The sequence below is a fragment of the Mycobacterium sp. E3305 genome (assembly GCF_001666785.1).
GTDB lineage: Bacteria > Actinomycetota > Actinomycetes > Mycobacteriales > Mycobacteriaceae > Mycobacterium.
The window spans coordinates 42,498-59,348 of sequence record NZ_LZJA01000288.1; the positions used below are offsets into that span (position 1 = coordinate 42,498).

Below are 16,851 nucleotides of genomic sequence, written 5' to 3' on the forward strand. Positions count from 1 at the left end.
AGCGGCCCGGTCCGCAATCGCACGGGAATAGACGCATAGGTGGGCGCATGGTCGAGTGGTATTTGTTCCTGCCGCAGGTTCGGCTGTCGGCGGCCGACATCGTGGAGCGGGCCCGGCACGCCGAGGACAGCGGCTTCGACGGCCTGGCGTTCATCGATCACCTCGAGGCGCCGGGGTTGCCCGACGAAAGCATCTGGGAAGCAATGGGGATTGCCGGCTGGGTGGCGGCCAAGACGGAGCGACTGCGGATCGGCCACCTGGTGCTGTGCGACGCGTTTCGCCATCCCGCCGTGCTGGCCAAACAGGCCGTCACCCTGTCCGACGCATCCGAGGGCCGGTTCGATCTGGGCCTGGGTGCGGGATCCTGGCCCACGGAGTTCACCAGATTCGCTGTGGGTCAGCAAGATCCGAAGGCCAGGGTCGCGCAACTCGGGCGGCATCTCGAGCTGATCCGGCAGTACTGGGGCGACGGGACGGGGGAGTCCGCGCAGTCCCCCCGCCGGTCCCATCCGATACCCCTGGTCCTCGGCGGAACGGGACCGCGGATGATGGAACTCGTTCGCAGGCATGCGGATTGGTGGAATGTGCCGGCAAACCACCTCGACCGGCTGCCCAAGCTGGCCCCGGAAGCGGGGTCCGCCCGGGTATCGATCCAGCAGATGGTGGGATTTGTCCGGGCCGCCAGCGATCCCAAGGCCGTGCGCGAGGTGAGCTTCCGCCGATTCGGCAACCTGGGCTCCGGCCTGGTGTGCGGCGACGCCGACGAGTTGATCGGTCACTTCGACGGTCTGTCCGCTCAGGGGGTCGAGCGGTTCTACGTGTGGTTCACCGACTTCGCGAAGCCTGATTCCCTGCACGAATTCGGCGAATCGGTGATCAAGGCGTTCCCTGGCGGCGCCGCCGCGCCTCGGTAGGAACGACCGGCGGCCGGGCGAACGGCCCGCGCTGCACCGCGCTGAGCCGGACCTCCGGCAGGTCAAGGGACGGGTCGACGGTGTCCAGCCACGCGACGGCGTCCGCCACGTCGGAGACCCGAATCGCGTACATCTCGAACGGCACATCCTGCAGCATCTCGGTTTCCACCGGTCCCGGCGTCACGAGGTGCACGGCGATGCCGTCGCGGTCGACCTCCAGGGCCAGGGCGCGGGCGAACGCGTTCATGCCGGCCTTGGACGCCGAGTAGGCGGTGCGGGCCATCATCGGTTCGTGCGCCGCGGACGACGAGATGAACACGAACCGCGAACCCGCACGCATCTTTGGCAGCGCGGCGGAGGTGACCACGAAGCACGAGTCCAGGTTGGCCGAGATGATGGTCCGCCACTGCTCGAACGTCTGCTTGCGCGCGTACGTTCCGCCCAGCGTGCCCGCGGCGTGGACGACCAGGTCGATGCTTTCCAAAGCGCTTGTGGCCGCGACGAATCCGTCCGGATCCGAGGCGTCGGCCACCAGGTGACGCGCGCCGATCTCCTGGGCGGCGGCACGCAACGGAGCCTCGCGACGCGCGGCCAGCACCACGTCGTAACCCAGCTCGACCAACTTGCGACCGCACGCCTTGCCGATCCCGCCGCTGCCGCCGGTGACCAATGCGGTTCTCAAGGGGCGCCTCTTAGGGTTGCCGGAAATCCCGCGTCCGCGACAAAGCCTGCGGCGACAGCGCGTGGATACGTTGGTCGTGCCGATCCGAGAGCACGTAGGTCTGCGTGTCGGCGAGATGGCGACCCGCGATGCGGCGCGCCCTGTCGACGTCGCCCTCCGCGATGGTCTCGGTCAGCTTGACATGCGTGCCGAGGACGGCGCGGCGTTGAGCCAGCGAGGGGTAGGTGCCCCGGGCCGCGCTCTCGTCCGCCCACTGTTGTTCGTGGCTGGTCCACAGCGTCTCCAAGCTGCCGACCACCGCGATGATGGTGTGGTTTCCGCAACCGCGCACCACGAGATCGTGGAATTCCCGGCCGATTTCGGTGAACAGCGCGCCGTCCTCGATGTTTTCGGCCATGGCGTCGTTCACCCTGTTGAGCTCTGGAACCAGCGTGTCCGCGCGGTCCGGCCGCCGGGCGGCCAGCGCGGCGCACGCGGGCTCGAGTTCCTGCAACGCCATACCGAGGTCGGCGACCGCGACCGACTCGCTTTGCAGCAAGAGCCCGAGCATGTACGCGGCGCTGGTCTTCGCCGGCGCGTGCACGACCGCGCCGCCGCGATTACCCCGCCGGACCGAAACCAGGCCCTCGGTCTCGAGGATGCGCAGCGCTTCGCGCAGCGAAACCAAACTCACGTTGAACTGCTCGACGAGGACCTCTTGGCGCGGCAGGAGGTCGCCGTCCGCCAGGTCGCCGTTGATGATCTGGCGGCGCAATTCGTCGGCTACGATCTCAGCGATCCGCGGCGCCGACAATCGGCGACGGGCGTCGCGCCCAATTCCCAAGTCGGTCATCCGATCCTCGAAACCAATCAACTCGCTGGCTTAGCTATTTTAGCAGTAATGGTATAAATAGCTTCTTCGATCGCGTGTCGATCGGGAGGGCGGGTGTAAGTGAGCGAGCGGTCCGACAGCCGGCCCACACCGCTGCACGACCTGTGTGTCGTCGAGATCAGTGACCGGATCGCCGGCAGCTACTGCGGGAAGCTGCTGGCCGATGCCGGGGCGCAGGTGCGCAAAATCGAACCGCCGCAGGGTGATTGGCTCCGCCACTACTCCGCGACGCGGTCACCGGTGCCGGACGGGCAGAGCTCGCCGTTTTTCGCGTATCTCAGCGCAGGCAAGCGCAGCATCACGTGCCCGCCCGGCTCCGCGCGGTTTTCCGCGGAACTCGCCGCGGCGGACGTGGTGGTGCTCACGGCCGGGCGCGAGCGGGCCGCGTCGCTGGGCGTCGACCCGCAGCTGCTGCTGGCCGCGGCTCCGGGCGCGATCATCGTCACGATCTCCGACTTCGGCTGGACCGGACCGTACGCCGGGCGAGCCGCCAGCGAATTCACCCTGCAGGCGTGGGCGGGCTCGCCCGGCTTCCGGGGTGATCCCGCCGGGCCGCCGATCTCCATCGGCGGCGACCTAGGGGAGTACATGGGCGGCGTGTATGCCGCGTTCGGCGTGCTGGCCGTGCGCCGCCGCGTCGAACGCGGCGGACCCGGCGAGCACCTCGACCTGTCCATGCTCGAGGCCCTGACCGCGATGCAGAGCAGCGAATGGCTGCACTCTCAGCTGCTCCGCGTGCCGCCGGTTCGCCGCACGCTGGAAGTCCCGTCGATCGAGCCCGCCAAGGACGGCTACGTCGGGATCACCATGGTCACCGGCCAGCAATGGCTCGACTTCGTCGCGATGGTCGAGTGCCCGCAGCTGGAGGAGATCGAACAGCTCCGCTTCCAGATCGGCCGGTGGGCCTACCGCGACCTGATCCGCGAACAGATCGGCCCCTGGCTGGCTGAACGGACCGTCGAGGAGATCGTCGAGCTCGGCCAACTGTTCCGGTTGCCCATCGCGGCGCTCGGCAACGGCTCCACGATCCGAGAGATGGAGTACGTGACGCAGCGCGGCGCCTTCGTGGCCAACCCCGCCGGCTTTCACCAGCCGCGAGCGCCGTGGCTGATGTCGGAGTGCGCGCCCGCCCCACCGCGCGTAGCCCCCGCCCTGGGCGAGGCTGACGATGAAAACGCTCCGCTTCCAAGAGAAATGGCCGTGGTGTCGCCGGCGACGGATCTTCCCCTGTCCGGTGTGCGCATCGTCGACCTGACTGCGTTCTGGGCCGGTCCCGCGGCGACCCACCTGCTGGCCGCGTTCGGCGCCGACGTCGTCAAGGTCGAATCGATACAGCGGCCCGACGGCATCCGCTACTCGGGCGGCATGCGCACCGACGTCGACGATTGGTGGGAATACGGTTGGGTCTTCCACGCCATGAACACCAACAAGCGTTCGGTGACATTGGATTTGGGATCCGAAGACGGGCGGCGCCTGTTCACCGAGCTGGCCGCCGGCGCAGACGTGGTGATCGAGAACTTCTCACCCCGGGTGATGGAGCAATTCGGCCTGACCGCCGACGTGCTGCTGGACGTCAACCCCAAGCTCGTAGTCGCCCGCATGCCCGCCTTCGGGCTGGACGGCCCGTGGCGGGACCGGGTCGGATTCGCCCCCACCATGGAGCAGATCGCCGGCCTGGCGTGGGTGACCGGACTGCCCGACACCCCGCCTGTCACGCCGCGCGGGGCATGCGACCCGCTGGCCGGCGTGCACGCCGCCTTCGCCGTGCTGGCCGCGCTGAACTTCGCCGACCGCACCGGATCGGGCCAGCTCGTCGAGCTGCCGATGCTGGAAACGGTGCTGAACGCCACCGCGATACAGGCGATCGAGTCGGAGGTCTTCGGGACGACGCTGACCCGGCGGGGTAACCGCGGTTTCGGCGATGCGATCCAGAACATCTACCGCTGCGCCGGGGAGGACGACTGGATCGCGGTCACCGTGCGCGACGACCGGCAGTGGCATGCGCTGGTCGAGTTGATGGATCGACCGGCGTGGTGTGACGAGCAGCTGTCCACCGTCACGGGGCGGTGTCAGCGGGCCGACGACCTCGATCGCCGGCTAGCGGAGTGGTTCGGCCGGCAACCGCGTGACCCGACGGTGGAGCGCTTGGCAGCCGCGGGCATACCCGCCGCTCCGGTCGTGTCGCCGTCGCTGGTCACCGACAATCTCCAACTGCGCCACCGGGGCTTCCTGGAGACGCTGCACCACCCCAGCACCGGCGCGGGCTTGTACCCCTGCCCACCGTTCGCGCGGCTTTCCGGCCAGGACAGCTGGCTGTTGCGACCACCGCCGCGGTTGGGCGAGCACAATGAGGACGTGCTGCGTGATCGGTGCGGGCTGACCGACGAAGAACTGACGCGCCTCGCGAGCAGCGGGGTGATCGGGACCCGACCCAAGGGCCTCTAGAGAAGTGGAGGGCATCTGATGCGCGTGACGGTTGACGAAAACCTTTGTGAGGCCAACGGTTTCTGCGAATCGCTGGCGCCGGAAGTCTTCGAGCTGGGCGACGAGGACGTGGTGCAGATCGCGGACGGACCCGTGCCGCCGCGGCTCGAGATCGACGTGCGGGCCGCGGTGGACCAGTGCCCCAAGGCCGCGCTGCGGCTGATCGACTGACCTGGCGGCTAGCGCCGCTCGGTCAGCGAGATCGACATCTCGTCGTAGATCGACATGTTGGTCATCAGGTTCGGATAAGCCACCGTGGCCGGCCCGATCTCGATCTCGTCGCAGCGCAGCAACAGCTCGTCGAAGACCGCGCGAAGTTCCGCCCGCGCGAGCATCGCGCCGAGGCAATGGTGCGGTCCCCCGCCACCGAAGGCCACGTGCGGGTTGGGTTGACGGCCGATGTCGAAGGTGAATGGCGAGGAGAAGACCTCCTCGTCACGGTTCGCCGACCGCAGCATCGACACCACCCGCTCGCCCTTGGCGATGTGCTGGCCGTCCATCTCCACGTCGACCTTCGCGGTGCGCGTCCAATAGGCCACCGGTGACGCCCAGCGCAACACCTCCTCGATCGCGGTCGGGCGCAGGCCCTCGTCCGTCCGATAGCGTTCGATCTGCTCGGGGTTGGCGAGAAAGGCCTGCAGCCCGATCGCGAGTGCGTTCTTGGTGGTGTCGCTGCCGGCGAAAGCCAGGACGAAGAAGAAGAATTCGAGTTCGTTGGGGGGCAACCTGAATTCCACACCGTCGTCGCCGGTGATCACCGCCGACGCCAGGGTGCTCCAGATGTCATCGGTCGGGTTACGCCGCTTCTCGGCGGTCAGCTCCATGGCGTAGTCGAAGACCGAGGCGAAGAGCTCGAGTTCCACCTGCCCGGTCGGACGGGCTTCGGGCGCAAGCGCCTTCAGGATGCGGTCGAAGAGGTCGAATACGCGCGGTCGGTCCTGATCGGGGATGCCGATGATGTCGCCGATCACGGTCATCGGCAATGCGTCGGCGACGTCGGAGATCCAGTCGCCGCCGCCCGCGGCGAGCAGGTCGTCGATCATCCGCGCCGCGCGCGCCCGGATGCCGTCCTCCAGCTTTGCGATCGCTCGCGGATTGAACGCATTTGAGATGAGTTTGCGGCGTTTGTTCAGGTCCGGGGGGTCCAGCGTGATGATCGTTGGCGACGACGAGAACATCGCGACCGGCTGAATCAGCGGCCCGTCGGCCGCGGTGAACGACTCGGTGTCGCGGTGCAGGCGAACGGCGTGCCGGTGTCGGGTCGCCACCCAGAAATCGCGGTGCACCGTCTTGGCCACGCCGGGGGTCAGTTCGTGCCTGAACAGTGGCGTGTTGCGCCGCAGGTCAGCGAACAGGTCGTCGGGAAACCCGTTGCGCCACAGGGCGAAGTCGGAAAGGTCCACCGCCGCAGCCGTCATCTTCAAACCCCGCTCTGTCGGACGCGTTGGCGCCGCGTTGACGTTCAATGCTTAAAATAGTAAAAATAGACCTTGTCGTCGAACCGCGGTGATCGAAGGGCGGCCCAGTTGCGCTCGGCTCGCCTGGGCAGGGCGGGATATGGAGAGCTCGTGACGCATACAATTTCGGACCCGGCTTCGGATCCGGCGGGAGATCCCTCGGAACGCGAGTTCGGACAGGCCGGCATCGCGCTGTCGACCTATCGGTTCCCGACCGGTTGGTTCATCGTGGCATTCGGCTCCGACCTGGCCGCCGGGGCGGTCAAGCGGGCGCACTACTTCGGTGAGGAACTCGTCATCTTCCGCACCGAGTCCGGCCAGGTGCACGTGATGGACGCTTATTGCCAACACCTCGGCGCCAACCTGGGCGTCGGCGGCACGGTGGAAGGCGACAACATCGTCTGCCCCTGGCATGGCTGGCGCTGGCGGGGTGACGGCACGAATGCGCTGATTCCCTACAGCAAGATCGGTTGCAAGAACAACGTCCGCATCCGCACCTACCCGACCGTGGAGTGGTACGGCTTCATCCTCGCCTGGCACGAGCGGCACGGGCGGGCACCGTACTGGCAGCCGCCGGTGCTGCCCGAACTGGAAACCAACGAGTATTACCCGCTGCACCCGCACACGCAGATGCTCAACCGGGTGAAGGTGCACCCGCAGATGATCATCGAGAACGCCGCCGACCCGTACCACGTGCAATACGTGCACAAGGCCGCCAATCCCGCCACCACCGCGTCGTTCGAGGTCTCCGGGTATCACCTGCACGCGACCGTCAACGCCCATTTCGGCGGCGGGCGCGCGTCGACCTGGCTGACCCCCAACGGGCCGGTCGACGCCAAGATCATCTACGACAACTACTCCCTGGGGCTGGGGGTGGTCCGCTTCCCGAGCGAGCTGGTGGCCACCGTGCAGGTCACGGGGCAAACGCCGGTCGACGAGGACTACACCGACTACTTCTACACACAGGCGTCGGTCCGCGAGCCCGGCGATACGGGCGACGTGCCGACCGGTCGCGCGGCCAAATTCCTGGCGCTGCAGCAAGAAGTCATCAAACAGGACTTCTTCACGTGGGAGAACATGAAGTACCTGGAGAAGCCGAACCTGGCTCCCGAAGAGGCGCACGACTATGCGGCCCTTCGCCGGTGGGCGCACCGCTTCTACCCCGGCACCGAGGCCTCGCCGTCCGACTTCGGTTACACCGCAGCCGGTGAGCCCGATCCGGCGGCCGCGAAAGCCTAATCGGCGAGCCGATGCACCCCGACCGGAGCGCGCCGTTAGGGCCCTCCGATTTCGGCGTCGACGATTTCACCGTGCCGGCGGTGCTCGACCGGCGCGCCGAGCAATATCCCGACCGGGTGATGATGTCGATCGCCGGCGTCGAGGTGACCTTCGAGCAGATGCGGCAGCGGTCCTGCGCCGCGGCGAACATGCTCGCGGACTTCGGCGTTGGCCCGCGTGACTGCGTGGCGCTGTTCACCGCAACGTGCCCGGAGTGGGTGTACTTCTGGCTGGGTGCGGCGCGCCTCGGCGCGGTGAGCGCGGCCGTCAACGCCGCCAACAAGGCAGACTTCCTGCTGCACGCCCTGCGGTTGTCGCAGGCCAAGGTGATCCTCACGGATGCCGAGCGGCGGCCCAGGGTCGACGAGGTTGCCGACGCGCTGGAAGCCGCGCCCAGCGTTGTGCTGCAAGATGATTCACTCCGGGCGGCATTGAACCGCGGCGGGGGGCCGGCGGTCGCCGGGGCGCACACCGCGGCGGGGGAGGTGGGATGCCTGTTCTTCACGTCGGGCACCACCGGCCCGTCCAAAGCGGTTGCCACGACATGGCATTACCTGTTCACCGTGGCCGCGACCGTCGCGTCGGCCTGGGAACTGCGGGACGGGGAGGTGCTCTGGACGGCGATGCCGCTGTTTCACCTGAGCGCGGCTCCCAGCGTGTTGGCGCCGATGCTGTTCGGCGCGACGACCGTGCTGGCCCAGGCGTTTCACCCCGGCCAGGTGTGGGACGACATCCGTGCCCGCGGCGCCATCGGCTTCGCCGGCGCCGGTGCCATGGTGTCGATGCTGCACAACCTGCCCGCGGACCCCCGGGACGCGCAGCTGCCACTGCGATTCATCTCCGCGGCTCCGATCGACGCCAAGGCGTATCGCGACATCGAAAACCGTTACGGCTGCCGGATTGTCACGATGTACGGGATGACCGAGGCGTTCCCGATCGCCGTCAAGGCCCTGGCCGACGAGGGGGTCCCCGGGACGTCGGGGCGGCCGAATCCGAACTTCGACTTACGCATCGTCGACGAAGCCGGCGACCCGCTGTCCGCCGGTGCGGTCGGGGAGATCGCCTGCCGGGCCCGGTACCCGGGTGTGATGAGCGAAGGCTATGTCGGCGAAGGCTCACGGGTGGTTCCGCACCAGGAATGGTTTCGCACCGGCGACCTCGGCCGGCTCGACACCGAAGGCAACCTGACCTACGTCGACCGCCGCAAGGATTCGTTGCGCCGGCGGGGAGAGAACGTTTCCTCGGTCGAAGTGGAGGCCGTCGTCATGAGCCATCCCGCCGTGGCCGAAGCGGCCGCGGTCGGGGTGCCCAGCTCGTTGGGCGAGGACGACATCCTGCTGGTGGTGACGTTGCGGCCCGGGACCACAGTCGATTACACCGAGCTGCTCGATTTCTGCGCGGCCCGGATGCCGTACTTCTGCGTGCCGCGATTCGTGGAGACCGTCCGCGAACTTCCGAAGAACGTCATCGGGCGGATACGCAAAGACCTGTTACGCGAGCGGGGGGTGACTCAGGAGGCGTGGGATCGTGAAGCTCAGGGCTATAACGTTAGCCGGTAAGTTACGTTAATGTTACGTAATCGTCGGAAAGTTACTTTAATGTTACGTCCGTCCGCTCGTTGGCAGTCGTTTCCCGGGAGAGTCTGGAGACCGCAATGACCATGTCCTATCAGGAACAGCAAATGCTGCAGGCCGCCACGGGTCGAGCCGCCATCCTCAATCTGAACGCCCGGCACAACCGGGCCTACTCCGACGGCGACCGCGAGCGCTGGATCGCCACGTTCCGCCACTCCGGCGCGACCTACCACCGCGACGGCGACACGTTCGACGACCTGCGTGCGGCGTTCGACGGAGGTGACGGACAACGGCTTGTCACCCTCGACCACGAGATCCGCGTCGACGGGGTCAACGCGACACAGCATTGTGTCGCCGTGCTTTTCGCCGCCATGTACGGCGACACCACGTTGCGGGCCACCGGGATCTTCCGGGACACGCTGATCTATGAGCGTGGCGGCTGGTACTTCACTTCCCGCACGCTGCAATGGGATTCGGTGCCCAGCAGGCACCCGCTCGTTATGTGAGCGGCGTGGATCTGAGTTACGAGCTGGCCTTCGGCACCTACGAAGACGCGCTGCGGATGGTCGGCGCGGCCAGCGAGCCCCGCACCGCGGCCACGGCGGTCAGCGGCGCGCGCATCCAGTTGTTCGCGGCGATGGTCCACGACCGCAATCGGTCCTATTGGGACGCCGACTTCGCGAACCGGACGTGGGGCGGGCTGCCGGCGCCCCCAGCGATGTTGATGGGTTGGCTGATCCCCCCGCCGTGGCTGCCACAGGGCAGGCCGCCGGCGGCGTCCCTGGTCCTGCGGGTGCCGTTGCCCGGCACCACCTTCATCAACGCGGCCAACGACGTCGAGTTCCTCGAGCCCATCGTCGAAGGTGACGTGCTCACCGTCGTCGAGGAACTGGTGTCGGTGTCGCCGGAGAAGCGGACGCGGCTGGGCGTCGGCCATTTCGTCGAGACGCTGGAGACCTATCGCCGCCAGGACCAGACGGTGGTCGCCACGTGCCGCAACACGTTGTTTCGGTTCACCCCGGGGGGATCGCCGTGAGCGACGACGGCCTGGACTTCGACGCGATCACCGTTCCGGCAGACCTGCCCGAGGTGGTCGACCACATCAGCTACCAGCGAGTGGTCGAGAACGCCGGAGCGACGTGGGACTACTTCCCGGGCCACTTTGACCCGGAATATGCGCGGCGCCAGGGCAATCCGACAATCTACGTCAACACGATGCACCTCGCCGGCTTCGCCGACCGTGTCGCGACCGACTGGGCGGGCCCGAGCAGCCGCGTGGTGCGGCGCTCCTTGCGGCTGACGGGTTCGGTCTACGCCGGCGACACCATGATCGGTCGGGGACGCGCGGTGGCCAAGCGTCGCGACGACTCCGTGGACCCGCCCCGCTGTCTCGTGGACATCGAGATCCAGGTGACCAATCAGCACGGCGCGCTGTGCTGCCCGGTCGAGCTCACCCTGCAGCTGCCCGCCAGTGGCCGATGACGACGTAGCACCGCCGGGCCGCGACCCGTCATGGCGGCCGGAGACGGCGTAGCGATGGCCGCGACCATGGGACGGGTTCGGATTGTGATATCACCGGTGATATCGCAAATGGCAATCGCCATATGCCCCCGATCACGGGCAGGGCACTGACGGCGGGTTATAGCGGCGGCAACTGCCCCTTGCACACCAACGTCTGCAACTCGACGTATTCGTCGAGCCCCTCCGGGCCGAACTCGCGTCCGATGCCCGATTGCTTGAAGCCGCCGAAGGGGGCGCCGATGTCGAGCGTGTACATGTTGATGCCGTACGTGCCGGTGCGCACCCCCGCCGCAATCTCCATGCCGTGTGCGATGTCGGAGGTCCACACGGAACCGGCCAAACCGTAGTCGGTCTCGTTGGCGATGCGTATCGCGTCGTCCTCATCGCGGTAGCGCAGCACGGTCAACACCGGGCCGAAGATCTCCTCCCGGGCGATGCGCATGTCGTTGGTGGCGTCGGCGAAGAGCGTCGGCCGCACATACCAGCCGCGGTCCGAAGGGCTGTCCAGGCCGCCGAGGACCACGCGGGCCCCCTCGGCCTGACCCGACTTGATGTAGTCCTGGACGCGGCGTTGTTGCCGTTGCGCGACAAGGGGTCCGATGTCGGTGGTGTCATCGGCCGGATCGCCGACCTGCAGGGCCGACATCATGTCGGCGAGCGCGTCGACGACCTCGTCGTGTCGCCGGTCGCTGACCAGGATGCGGGTCTGGGCGACGCAGGCCTGGCCATTGTTCATCAGGCCTGCGGTTTTCAATCCGGCGACGGTCTTGCCGATATCGGCGTCGTCGAGAATGATCGCCGCGGATTTACCGCCCAATTCCAGGCTCACCCGCTTGAGTTGTTCGCCGCACAGAGCGGCGATGCGGCGGCCGACGGCGCTCGACCCGGTGAACGCGATCTTGTCCACACCCGGATGACGCACCAGCGCCTCGCCGATCTCGGGGCCGCCGGGCAACACCGAGACCACCCCTTCGGGCAGGTCCAGCTGCTCGATCATCTCCGCCAACCACAAAGCGTCCAGGGGAGTTTCGGGCGCGGGTTTGATGATGACGGTGCACCCGGCGATCAGCGCCGGGATCAGTTTGGGCATGATCAGGAACTGCGGCACGTTCCACGGGACGATCGCGCCGACCACCCCGACCGGGGCCCTGCGCAGGTGCACTTCGCCGAGCACGCCCTGGCGCCGTTCCTCCCACGGGAAGTCGCGCGCGGCGGCCAGCGCCAGATGGATGAGCGTCGCCGCAGCCGCCCCCTGGCCCATCCGGCTGAAGCTGCGCGGGGAGCCCATCTCGTCGGTGATCAGGTCGGCCATCTCCTCAATGTGGCCGCCGTAGATCGTGGCGAGCTGCTCGACCTTGGCCATCCGCTCGGCGTGGGACATCCGCGGCCACGGGCCGTGGTCGAAGGCGCGGCGCGCGGCGGCGACGGCCGCTTCGACGTCCTCCGGCCCGGCCACCTGGACGTGTCCGACCGGCTCTTCCGAGTGCGGGGAGATGACGGCGAGCTGTTGGGGATTGGCGGGCTTACGCCACTGCCCCCCGATGAAGAGTTCGCTGTAGGACCGGTGGTCGGCAATTGCTGTCATCGGGCACTTCCTCGACGGGTTGGGCGCGTGCACATGGCGCAGTGACCGTGATTTCGCTATTGACGCTAACATAGCGAAAAAAGCAGCGAGGCCCCATATGACCAGCGATTGGCGCAGTTACCCGTTCCAGTTGGTGCCCGGCGACAGCCAGCTGGACTTTCCCGCCGCCGAGGGCGAACACCCGGACCAGGAATCGGACACCTGGTTCATCGCCGGGCAGCTCGATGCCGCCGAGGACGACCGATCGTTTGCCTTCCTGACCATCTTCAACAAGAACCGGCCCGGCGGGACCGTGGTCGCGGACTTTTACACGCTGGCGCTGTTCGATCTCGCCACCGGTGACTACGGCACCTACACGGACTACGACATGCCGCCCGCCAACATGAAGCCCGGTGCGCAGCGCAAGCTCAGCCTGGCGCCGGGTTATCTGGACATCCATTACTCCAGCGGGGCCGGCACCGCGTCGTGGACCACGTGTCGCGACGCCGACGGAGAGCTGCTGCCCTACACGTATCGCGTCAGCCTGGTCGGCGAGGATCAGTCGGGTCGTCCGATGCGCCTGGACTTGGCCGTAACGCCAACGCGCGCACCGACACCGGTGGGCGCCTCGACATACAACGGGAAGATCTGTTGCTTCGGCCAAACCGAGACCTACTCGTACTTCCAGACCGGCATGGCGATGACCGGCACGCTGCGTTGGGGCGATGAAGTCGAACAGGTTTCCGGCAGCAGCGGTCACATCGACCGGCAGTGGTTCCCGAAGTACGCGGGCGGCGGCGGGACCGGGGGAGACCCGCGGGCCCGGTCCCACGAATGGCGCACCATCAACTTCGACAACGGCGTGGACCTGAGCATCTGGCGGCAGTTTGATCGCACGAACGCCAATGCGCTGCAGCCGTTTACCGGCGTGACGATGAGTCATCCCGACCCGGCCATCCCGCCGGAGTGCGCCGAAGACGTCGAGGTGACGGTCAGCAGCTATGTGCGATGGCCGGAGGCGGTGCAGCCGTTGGTGCGGCCGCATGCGGCCGCCCGATATATGCCGGATCGCCACCGGATCACCTGCCGCACCATGCAACTCGACATCGTCGGGGAACCACTGGTGCCCGCGCCCGCGCACGGCCTGCCCATCGAATACATGGAGGGCCCGTACCGCTACAGGGGGACCCTGTGGGGCACGCCCGTGACCGGTTTCGCGTTCAACGAGCGCTCCCTGGCCCTGTATCGGGACTGGGAGCTGGTCGAGGTGCTGGCCACCACCGTCGCGAACCTCGAACCCGCCGACCGGGACCTGCAGACGGCCGCGGGCCTGCTGGTGCAGCTGTTGGCCCGAGGACGCCGACAGGAAGCGGTCGGGCTGTTGACCACGGTGCGCGCCGCCCAAAGCGGCGATTTGGCAACGCTATTGGATGACCTCGTGGCGGCGCTGACCGTCGACGATTGAGGGAGCCGCATCGAGACTGAAACCACGCACACGTTCTGCGGCGTGTCGTGTGCGTGGTTTAGGTGTCGCAAACCTCGGCGAGCGCCCGGTCCCAGGCGATGTGGCGATGTTGCAGCCCGGGTTCGTTGCGGCCGAACAGCAAGTGGTCGCGAACGCCCGAATCGAGGTTGGCCTGCAGGCCCTCGACGAGGCGGTAGTCCTCGTCGCGCACGGTGGCGTGGGCGTACTCGAAGACCGCCTGCGCGCCAGCCGCCACCGATTCGTCGGTCAGATCCAGCGGTGTCGAATTCTGGTGCACGGTGACCGATTTCCCCGGTCGATCGCCGGGGTAGATCCGGAACAGCTCGCCGTTGGCGATGGTGACCGACAGCACGATGTTGGGGAACAGCGCGTAGATGACGACCATGTTCTGGAACGGATCCCACTGATCTTCGGGGACCTCGTCCAGCCCCAGGATCGTGTTGAGCGGGAAGATCAACCGGTGGTGCGGACCGAACGCATCGAAGACCGTGCAGTTACTGCGGGCGATCGTGGCGAAGGTCTGCTGGTGGACGGTGGCGAAATGGTAGTTCTCCGAGAAGGTGTCGACCGCGAGCTTCCAATTGATCGGGCAGTCGAGCACCTTCTCGCCCAGCGGCGACCACCGCCCGATGCCCCACGAATCGAGCTCGGGGGCAAGCGGGCCGAGGTGTGCGGCGACGTCCAGTGGGGAGCCGGGATCCATTGCGATCCAGAGGAATCCGGCGAACTCGGCGGCCGGGAGTTCGGTCAGGCCGTCGACTTTGACGCTGATGTCCGGGAACCCTTCCCGACCCGGCAGGCCGACCAAGCGCCCGGTGTTGTCGTAGGTCCACGCGTGGTACGGGCAGGTGAATCGCTTTGCGCTGCCGCATCCCGTCGCCACTTGCGACTGGCGGTGCAGGCAGACGTTGTTGAACGCCTTGACCGATCCGTCGGCCGTGCGGGTCAACAAGATGGACCGGCCCATCACCGTCTTGGTGCAATACGCGCCGGGGGAGGGTAACTCCGAGGCATAGCCGACCAACTGGGGGCTGGCCATCACCAGGGCGCGGTCCTGGACGTGGCGCTCGGTCGACGTGTATGCCCGCGCCTCGACCCGGTGCTCCTGCGGGGCGAGATCGGTGGTCCTGTCGCGCGCCAACTTCAAGGCGCGGCGGGTGAGGTCGATCAGCTGGTCGCGTTCCATCTGATCAGTACAGACCTTGCCACAGTTGTAAGGTCAAGGAGTGGCTGAGCAGTTGCTGATCGGCGACGTCACGGCCCTGACCGGGATCGCTTCCGGTCGCATCCGCCACTACGAGAAAATCGGCCTGCTGCGCGCCGAGCATCTGTCCAACGGCTATCGGGTCTTCGACGTCGAGCAGGTGCTCGACCTGTTGCGCATCGATTTGATGAGAAGTCTCGGCGTCAGCATCAACGACATCCAGCGGCTGATCGCGGGTGGGCGCACCACGTTGGCGGGTGTGCTCGATGAGCACCGCACGTTGCTGATGCGTCAGCGCGACCGGCTGGACCAGCTGATCGCGGCCATCGATCGCTCCCGTGCCGCCACCGATTGTCCCGCCGAAGACGTCAACGAGGACATCCTGCGCAGGCTCGCGACCACCCACCGCGACAGCATCGGGGTCATCGGGCGGCTCAGCGCGCCGCTGTCCGAGCCCGTCGCCGCCATGTACGCAGACCTGTTCGAGGAGTGGGACCTGCCGGTTCCGGTGCTCTTCGGGCAGATGGTCCTGCCGGCGGCGGCCAGCACCCTGCTGGCGAAACTGGCCGAGACGCCGGGGCGCCAGGTGTTGTTCGATCGATTGCGTGACCTCGCCGGCGAGGTCATCAAGTTGGCCGACGACGGCGCGGCCACGGAGCTCGCCCGGCGTTGGATCGACAACCAGCTCGCCGACCCACTGCCCGACGACGTGGTGTGCGTGCTGCGGGGAGTGCAACCGTCACTCGAGCGCGACCCCGTCATCGTCCAGGGCTTCCGGGCCTGGGCGGGATCGATCAACCCGGCGGCCGCACACTTCCTCGACGAGATCGCCCGACAGACCGCCGGCCGCGGCCTTGACGGCGTGAGCGTCATCGTGCTGCCCACGGCGGCGTCGCCCCAAACCCAGGATGCGGCACCGTGATGCAGATGTGACCAGTGTGGTCAATGTGTCGGATGGGGTTACTGTCGTACCCTGTCGCTTGTGTCATCGGTTTCGCGGCGCGACCTCCTCAGACTGGCGGCCGCGACCCCGGCCTTGGTGGGCCTGGGCGTCGCGGGCGCGTCGCTGGGCGCCACACCGGCGTCGGCGTCGCTCGGCACCCTCTTGGACTACGCGGCCGGCGTCATCCCAGCCAGTCAGATCCGGGCCGCCGGTGCCGTGGGCTCGATCAGGTACGTATCGGACCGGCGACCCGGCGGCAACTGGATGCTGGGCAAGCCGATCCAGGTCGCCGAGGCGCGTGACCTCAACAGCAACGGGCTGAAGATCGTCTCCTGTTATCAGTACGGGAAGGGGGACACCGCCGATTGGCTCGGCGGGGCCAGCGCCGGGCTCCAGCACGCGCAGCGCGGGATGCAACTGCACGCCGCCGCCGGCGGCCCCGCCAGCGCACCGATCTACGCCTCCATCGACGACGACCCCTCTTACGACCAGTACAAACAGCTGATCGCGCCCTACCTGCGGTCCTGGGAGTCGGTGATCGGTCATCAGCGCACAGGTGTGTACGCCAATTCGAAGACCATCGACTGGGCGCTGCACGACGGTCTGGGCTCGTACTTCTGGCAGCACAACTGGGGGTCACCCAAGGGATTCGCCCACCCGGCCGCCCATTTGCATCAGGTCGAGATCGACAAACGCAGCGTCGGCGGCGTCGGCGTGGACATCAACGAAATCCTCAAGCCGCAATTCGGCCAGTGGGCCTAGCCGCCGGGTTTCCGTCACCCGCCACCGTCGGGCCGCGAGTCTTAGAGATCCCAGCAAACACTCGTTCGCTCATTTCTGGCGGCGGCGGGCGCGGATGCCGCCCGCGCGACG

Annotated in this window: 16 protein-coding genes; 11 read left to right on the plus strand and 5 right to left on the minus strand. The window is 67.4% G+C overall.

Annotated features, from left to right (window positions below):
* The first annotated feature begins 47 nt into the window (after window positions 1-47).
* Window positions 48-914: an LLM class flavin-dependent oxidoreductase gene (locus tag A5701_RS24835; RefSeq protein WP_067760513.1), complete on the plus strand. Its 867-nt coding sequence runs from the start codon at window positions 48-50 to the stop codon at window positions 912-914.
* Here A5701_RS24835 and A5701_RS24840 read toward each other — a convergent pair.
* A complete protein-coding gene (locus A5701_RS24840) occupies window positions 877-1,596 on the minus strand; it encodes an SDR family oxidoreductase (RefSeq protein ID WP_067760515.1) in 720 nt (239 codons plus the stop codon). The two genes, A5701_RS24835 and A5701_RS24840, sit on opposite strands and share 38 nt — an antisense overlap.
* 10 nt (window positions 1,597-1,606) lie before the next feature.
* Window positions 1,607-2,428 (minus strand): FadR/GntR family transcriptional regulator, encoded by an 822-nt coding sequence (locus A5701_RS24845; protein ID WP_067760517.1) that lies wholly within the window; start codon window positions 2,426-2,428, stop codon window positions 1,607-1,609.
* Between the two features lie 99 nt (window positions 2,429-2,527).
* On the opposite strand from A5701_RS24845, the gene A5701_RS24850 reads away from it, so the two are divergent.
* Together A5701_RS24850 and A5701_RS24855 are read left to right on the plus strand one after the other, a co-directional pair.
* Window positions 2,528-4,912: a CoA transferase gene (locus A5701_RS24850; protein ID WP_067760519.1), complete on the plus strand. Its 2,385-nt coding sequence runs from the start codon at window positions 2,528-2,530 to the stop codon at window positions 4,910-4,912.
* A gap of 18 nt (window positions 4,913-4,930) precedes the next feature.
* A complete protein-coding gene (locus A5701_RS24855) occupies window positions 4,931-5,122 on the plus strand; it encodes a ferredoxin (RefSeq protein WP_046185638.1) in 192 nt (63 codons plus the stop codon).
* A gap of 8 nt (window positions 5,123-5,130) precedes the next feature.
* Here A5701_RS24855 and A5701_RS24860 read toward each other — a convergent pair whose 3' ends face one another.
* The gene (locus A5701_RS24860) at window positions 5,131-6,417 is read right to left on the minus strand and encodes a cytochrome P450 (protein ID WP_369807448.1); all 1,287 of its coding nucleotides are present in this window, start codon (window positions 6,415-6,417) and stop codon (window positions 5,131-5,133) included.
* A gap of 102 nt (window positions 6,418-6,519) precedes the next feature.
* On the opposite strand from A5701_RS24860, the gene A5701_RS24865 reads away from it, so the two are divergent.
* The 5 genes from A5701_RS24865 to A5701_RS24885 all read left to right on the plus strand — a co-directional run bounded on the left by A5701_RS24865 (window position 6,520) and on the right by A5701_RS24885 (window position 10,742).
* Window positions 6,520-7,647 carry an aromatic ring-hydroxylating dioxygenase subunit alpha gene (locus A5701_RS24865; RefSeq protein WP_156670260.1) on the plus strand — a complete coding sequence of 376 codons (1,128 nt, stop codon included), beginning with the start codon at window positions 6,520-6,522 and terminating at the stop codon, window positions 7,645-7,647.
* 11 nt (window positions 7,648-7,658) lie between these two features.
* Window positions 7,659-9,245 (plus strand): AMP-binding protein, encoded by a 1,587-nt coding sequence (locus A5701_RS24870; RefSeq protein WP_067760523.1) that lies wholly within the window; start codon window positions 7,659-7,661, stop codon window positions 9,243-9,245.
* Between the two features lie 95 nt (window positions 9,246-9,340).
* Window positions 9,341-9,766 (plus strand): nuclear transport factor 2 family protein, encoded by a 426-nt coding sequence (locus A5701_RS24875; protein ID WP_067760525.1) that lies wholly within the window; start codon window positions 9,341-9,343, stop codon window positions 9,764-9,766.
* Window positions 9,727-10,296 (plus strand): MaoC family dehydratase, encoded by a 570-nt coding sequence (locus A5701_RS24880; protein ID WP_369807449.1) that lies wholly within the window; start codon window positions 9,727-9,729, stop codon window positions 10,294-10,296. The genes A5701_RS24875 and A5701_RS24880 overlap by 40 nt, the downstream gene beginning before the upstream one ends.
* Window positions 10,293-10,742, plus strand: coding sequence for a MaoC family dehydratase (locus A5701_RS24885; RefSeq protein WP_067760527.1), 450 nt, complete (start codon window positions 10,293-10,295; stop codon window positions 10,740-10,742). Before A5701_RS24880 ends, A5701_RS24885 begins: the two co-directional genes overlap by 4 nt.
* A 157-nt stretch (window positions 10,743-10,899) precedes the next feature.
* Here A5701_RS24885 and A5701_RS24890 read toward each other — a convergent pair whose 3' ends face one another.
* On the minus strand, window positions 10,900-12,366 hold the full coding sequence (locus tag A5701_RS24890) for an aldehyde dehydrogenase (RefSeq protein WP_067760529.1): 1,467 nt from the start codon (window positions 12,364-12,366) through the stop codon (window positions 10,900-10,902).
* 97 nt (window positions 12,367-12,463) lie between these two features.
* On the opposite strand from A5701_RS24890, the gene A5701_RS24895 reads away from it, so the two are divergent.
* Window positions 12,464-13,810 (plus strand): lipocalin-like domain-containing protein, encoded by a 1,347-nt coding sequence (locus tag A5701_RS24895; RefSeq protein WP_067760531.1) that lies wholly within the window; start codon window positions 12,464-12,466, stop codon window positions 13,808-13,810.
* 58 nt (window positions 13,811-13,868) lie between these two features.
* Here A5701_RS24895 and A5701_RS24900 read toward each other — a convergent pair whose 3' ends face one another.
* Window positions 13,869-15,017, minus strand: coding sequence for an SRPBCC family protein (locus tag A5701_RS24900; protein ID WP_067760533.1), 1,149 nt, complete (start codon window positions 15,015-15,017; stop codon window positions 13,869-13,871).
* 40 nt (window positions 15,018-15,057) lie between these two features.
* Between A5701_RS24900 and A5701_RS24905 the strand changes: the two genes are divergently transcribed.
* Together A5701_RS24905 and A5701_RS24910 are read left to right on the plus strand one after the other, a co-directional pair.
* Window positions 15,058-15,957, plus strand: coding sequence for a MerR family transcriptional regulator (locus tag A5701_RS24905; RefSeq protein WP_067760535.1), 900 nt, complete (start codon window positions 15,058-15,060; stop codon window positions 15,955-15,957).
* Window positions 15,958-16,017: 60 nt separating this feature from the next.
* Window positions 16,018-16,740, plus strand: coding sequence for a DUF1906 domain-containing protein (locus A5701_RS24910; RefSeq protein ID WP_067760537.1), 723 nt, complete (start codon window positions 16,018-16,020; stop codon window positions 16,738-16,740).
* Window positions 16,741-16,851 lie beyond the last annotated feature (111 nt).

Bases quoted from the DNA above. Each gene is read 5' to 3' on its own strand.
- A5701_RS24895 (WP_067760531.1), top strand. From the start codon at position 12,464: ATGACCAGCGATTGGCGCAGTTACCCGTTCCAGTTGGTGCCCGGCGAC.
- A5701_RS24870 (WP_067760523.1), top strand. From the start codon at position 7,659: ATGCACCCCGACCGGAGCGCGCCGTTAGGGCCCTCCGATTTCGGCGTC.
- A5701_RS24890 (WP_067760529.1), bottom strand. From the start codon at position 12,366: ATGACAGCAATTGCCGACCACCGGTCCTACAGCGAACTCTTCATCGGG.
- A5701_RS24845 (WP_067760517.1), bottom strand. From the start codon at position 2,428: ATGACCGACTTGGGAATTGGGCGCGACGCCCGTCGCCGATTGTCGGCG.
- A5701_RS24880 (WP_369807449.1), top strand. From the start codon at position 9,727: ATGGGATTCGGTGCCCAGCAGGCACCCGCTCGTTATGTGAGCGGCGTG.
- A5701_RS24900 (WP_067760533.1), bottom strand. From the start codon at position 15,017: ATGGAACGCGACCAGCTGATCGACCTCACCCGCCGCGCCTTGAAGTTG.
- A5701_RS24835 (WP_067760513.1), top strand. From the start codon at position 48: ATGGTCGAGTGGTATTTGTTCCTGCCGCAGGTTCGGCTGTCGGCGGCC.
- A5701_RS24855 (WP_046185638.1), top strand. From the start codon at position 4,931: ATGCGCGTGACGGTTGACGAAAACCTTTGTGAGGCCAACGGTTTCTGC.
- A5701_RS24875 (WP_067760525.1), top strand. From the start codon at position 9,341: ATGACCATGTCCTATCAGGAACAGCAAATGCTGCAGGCCGCCACGGGT.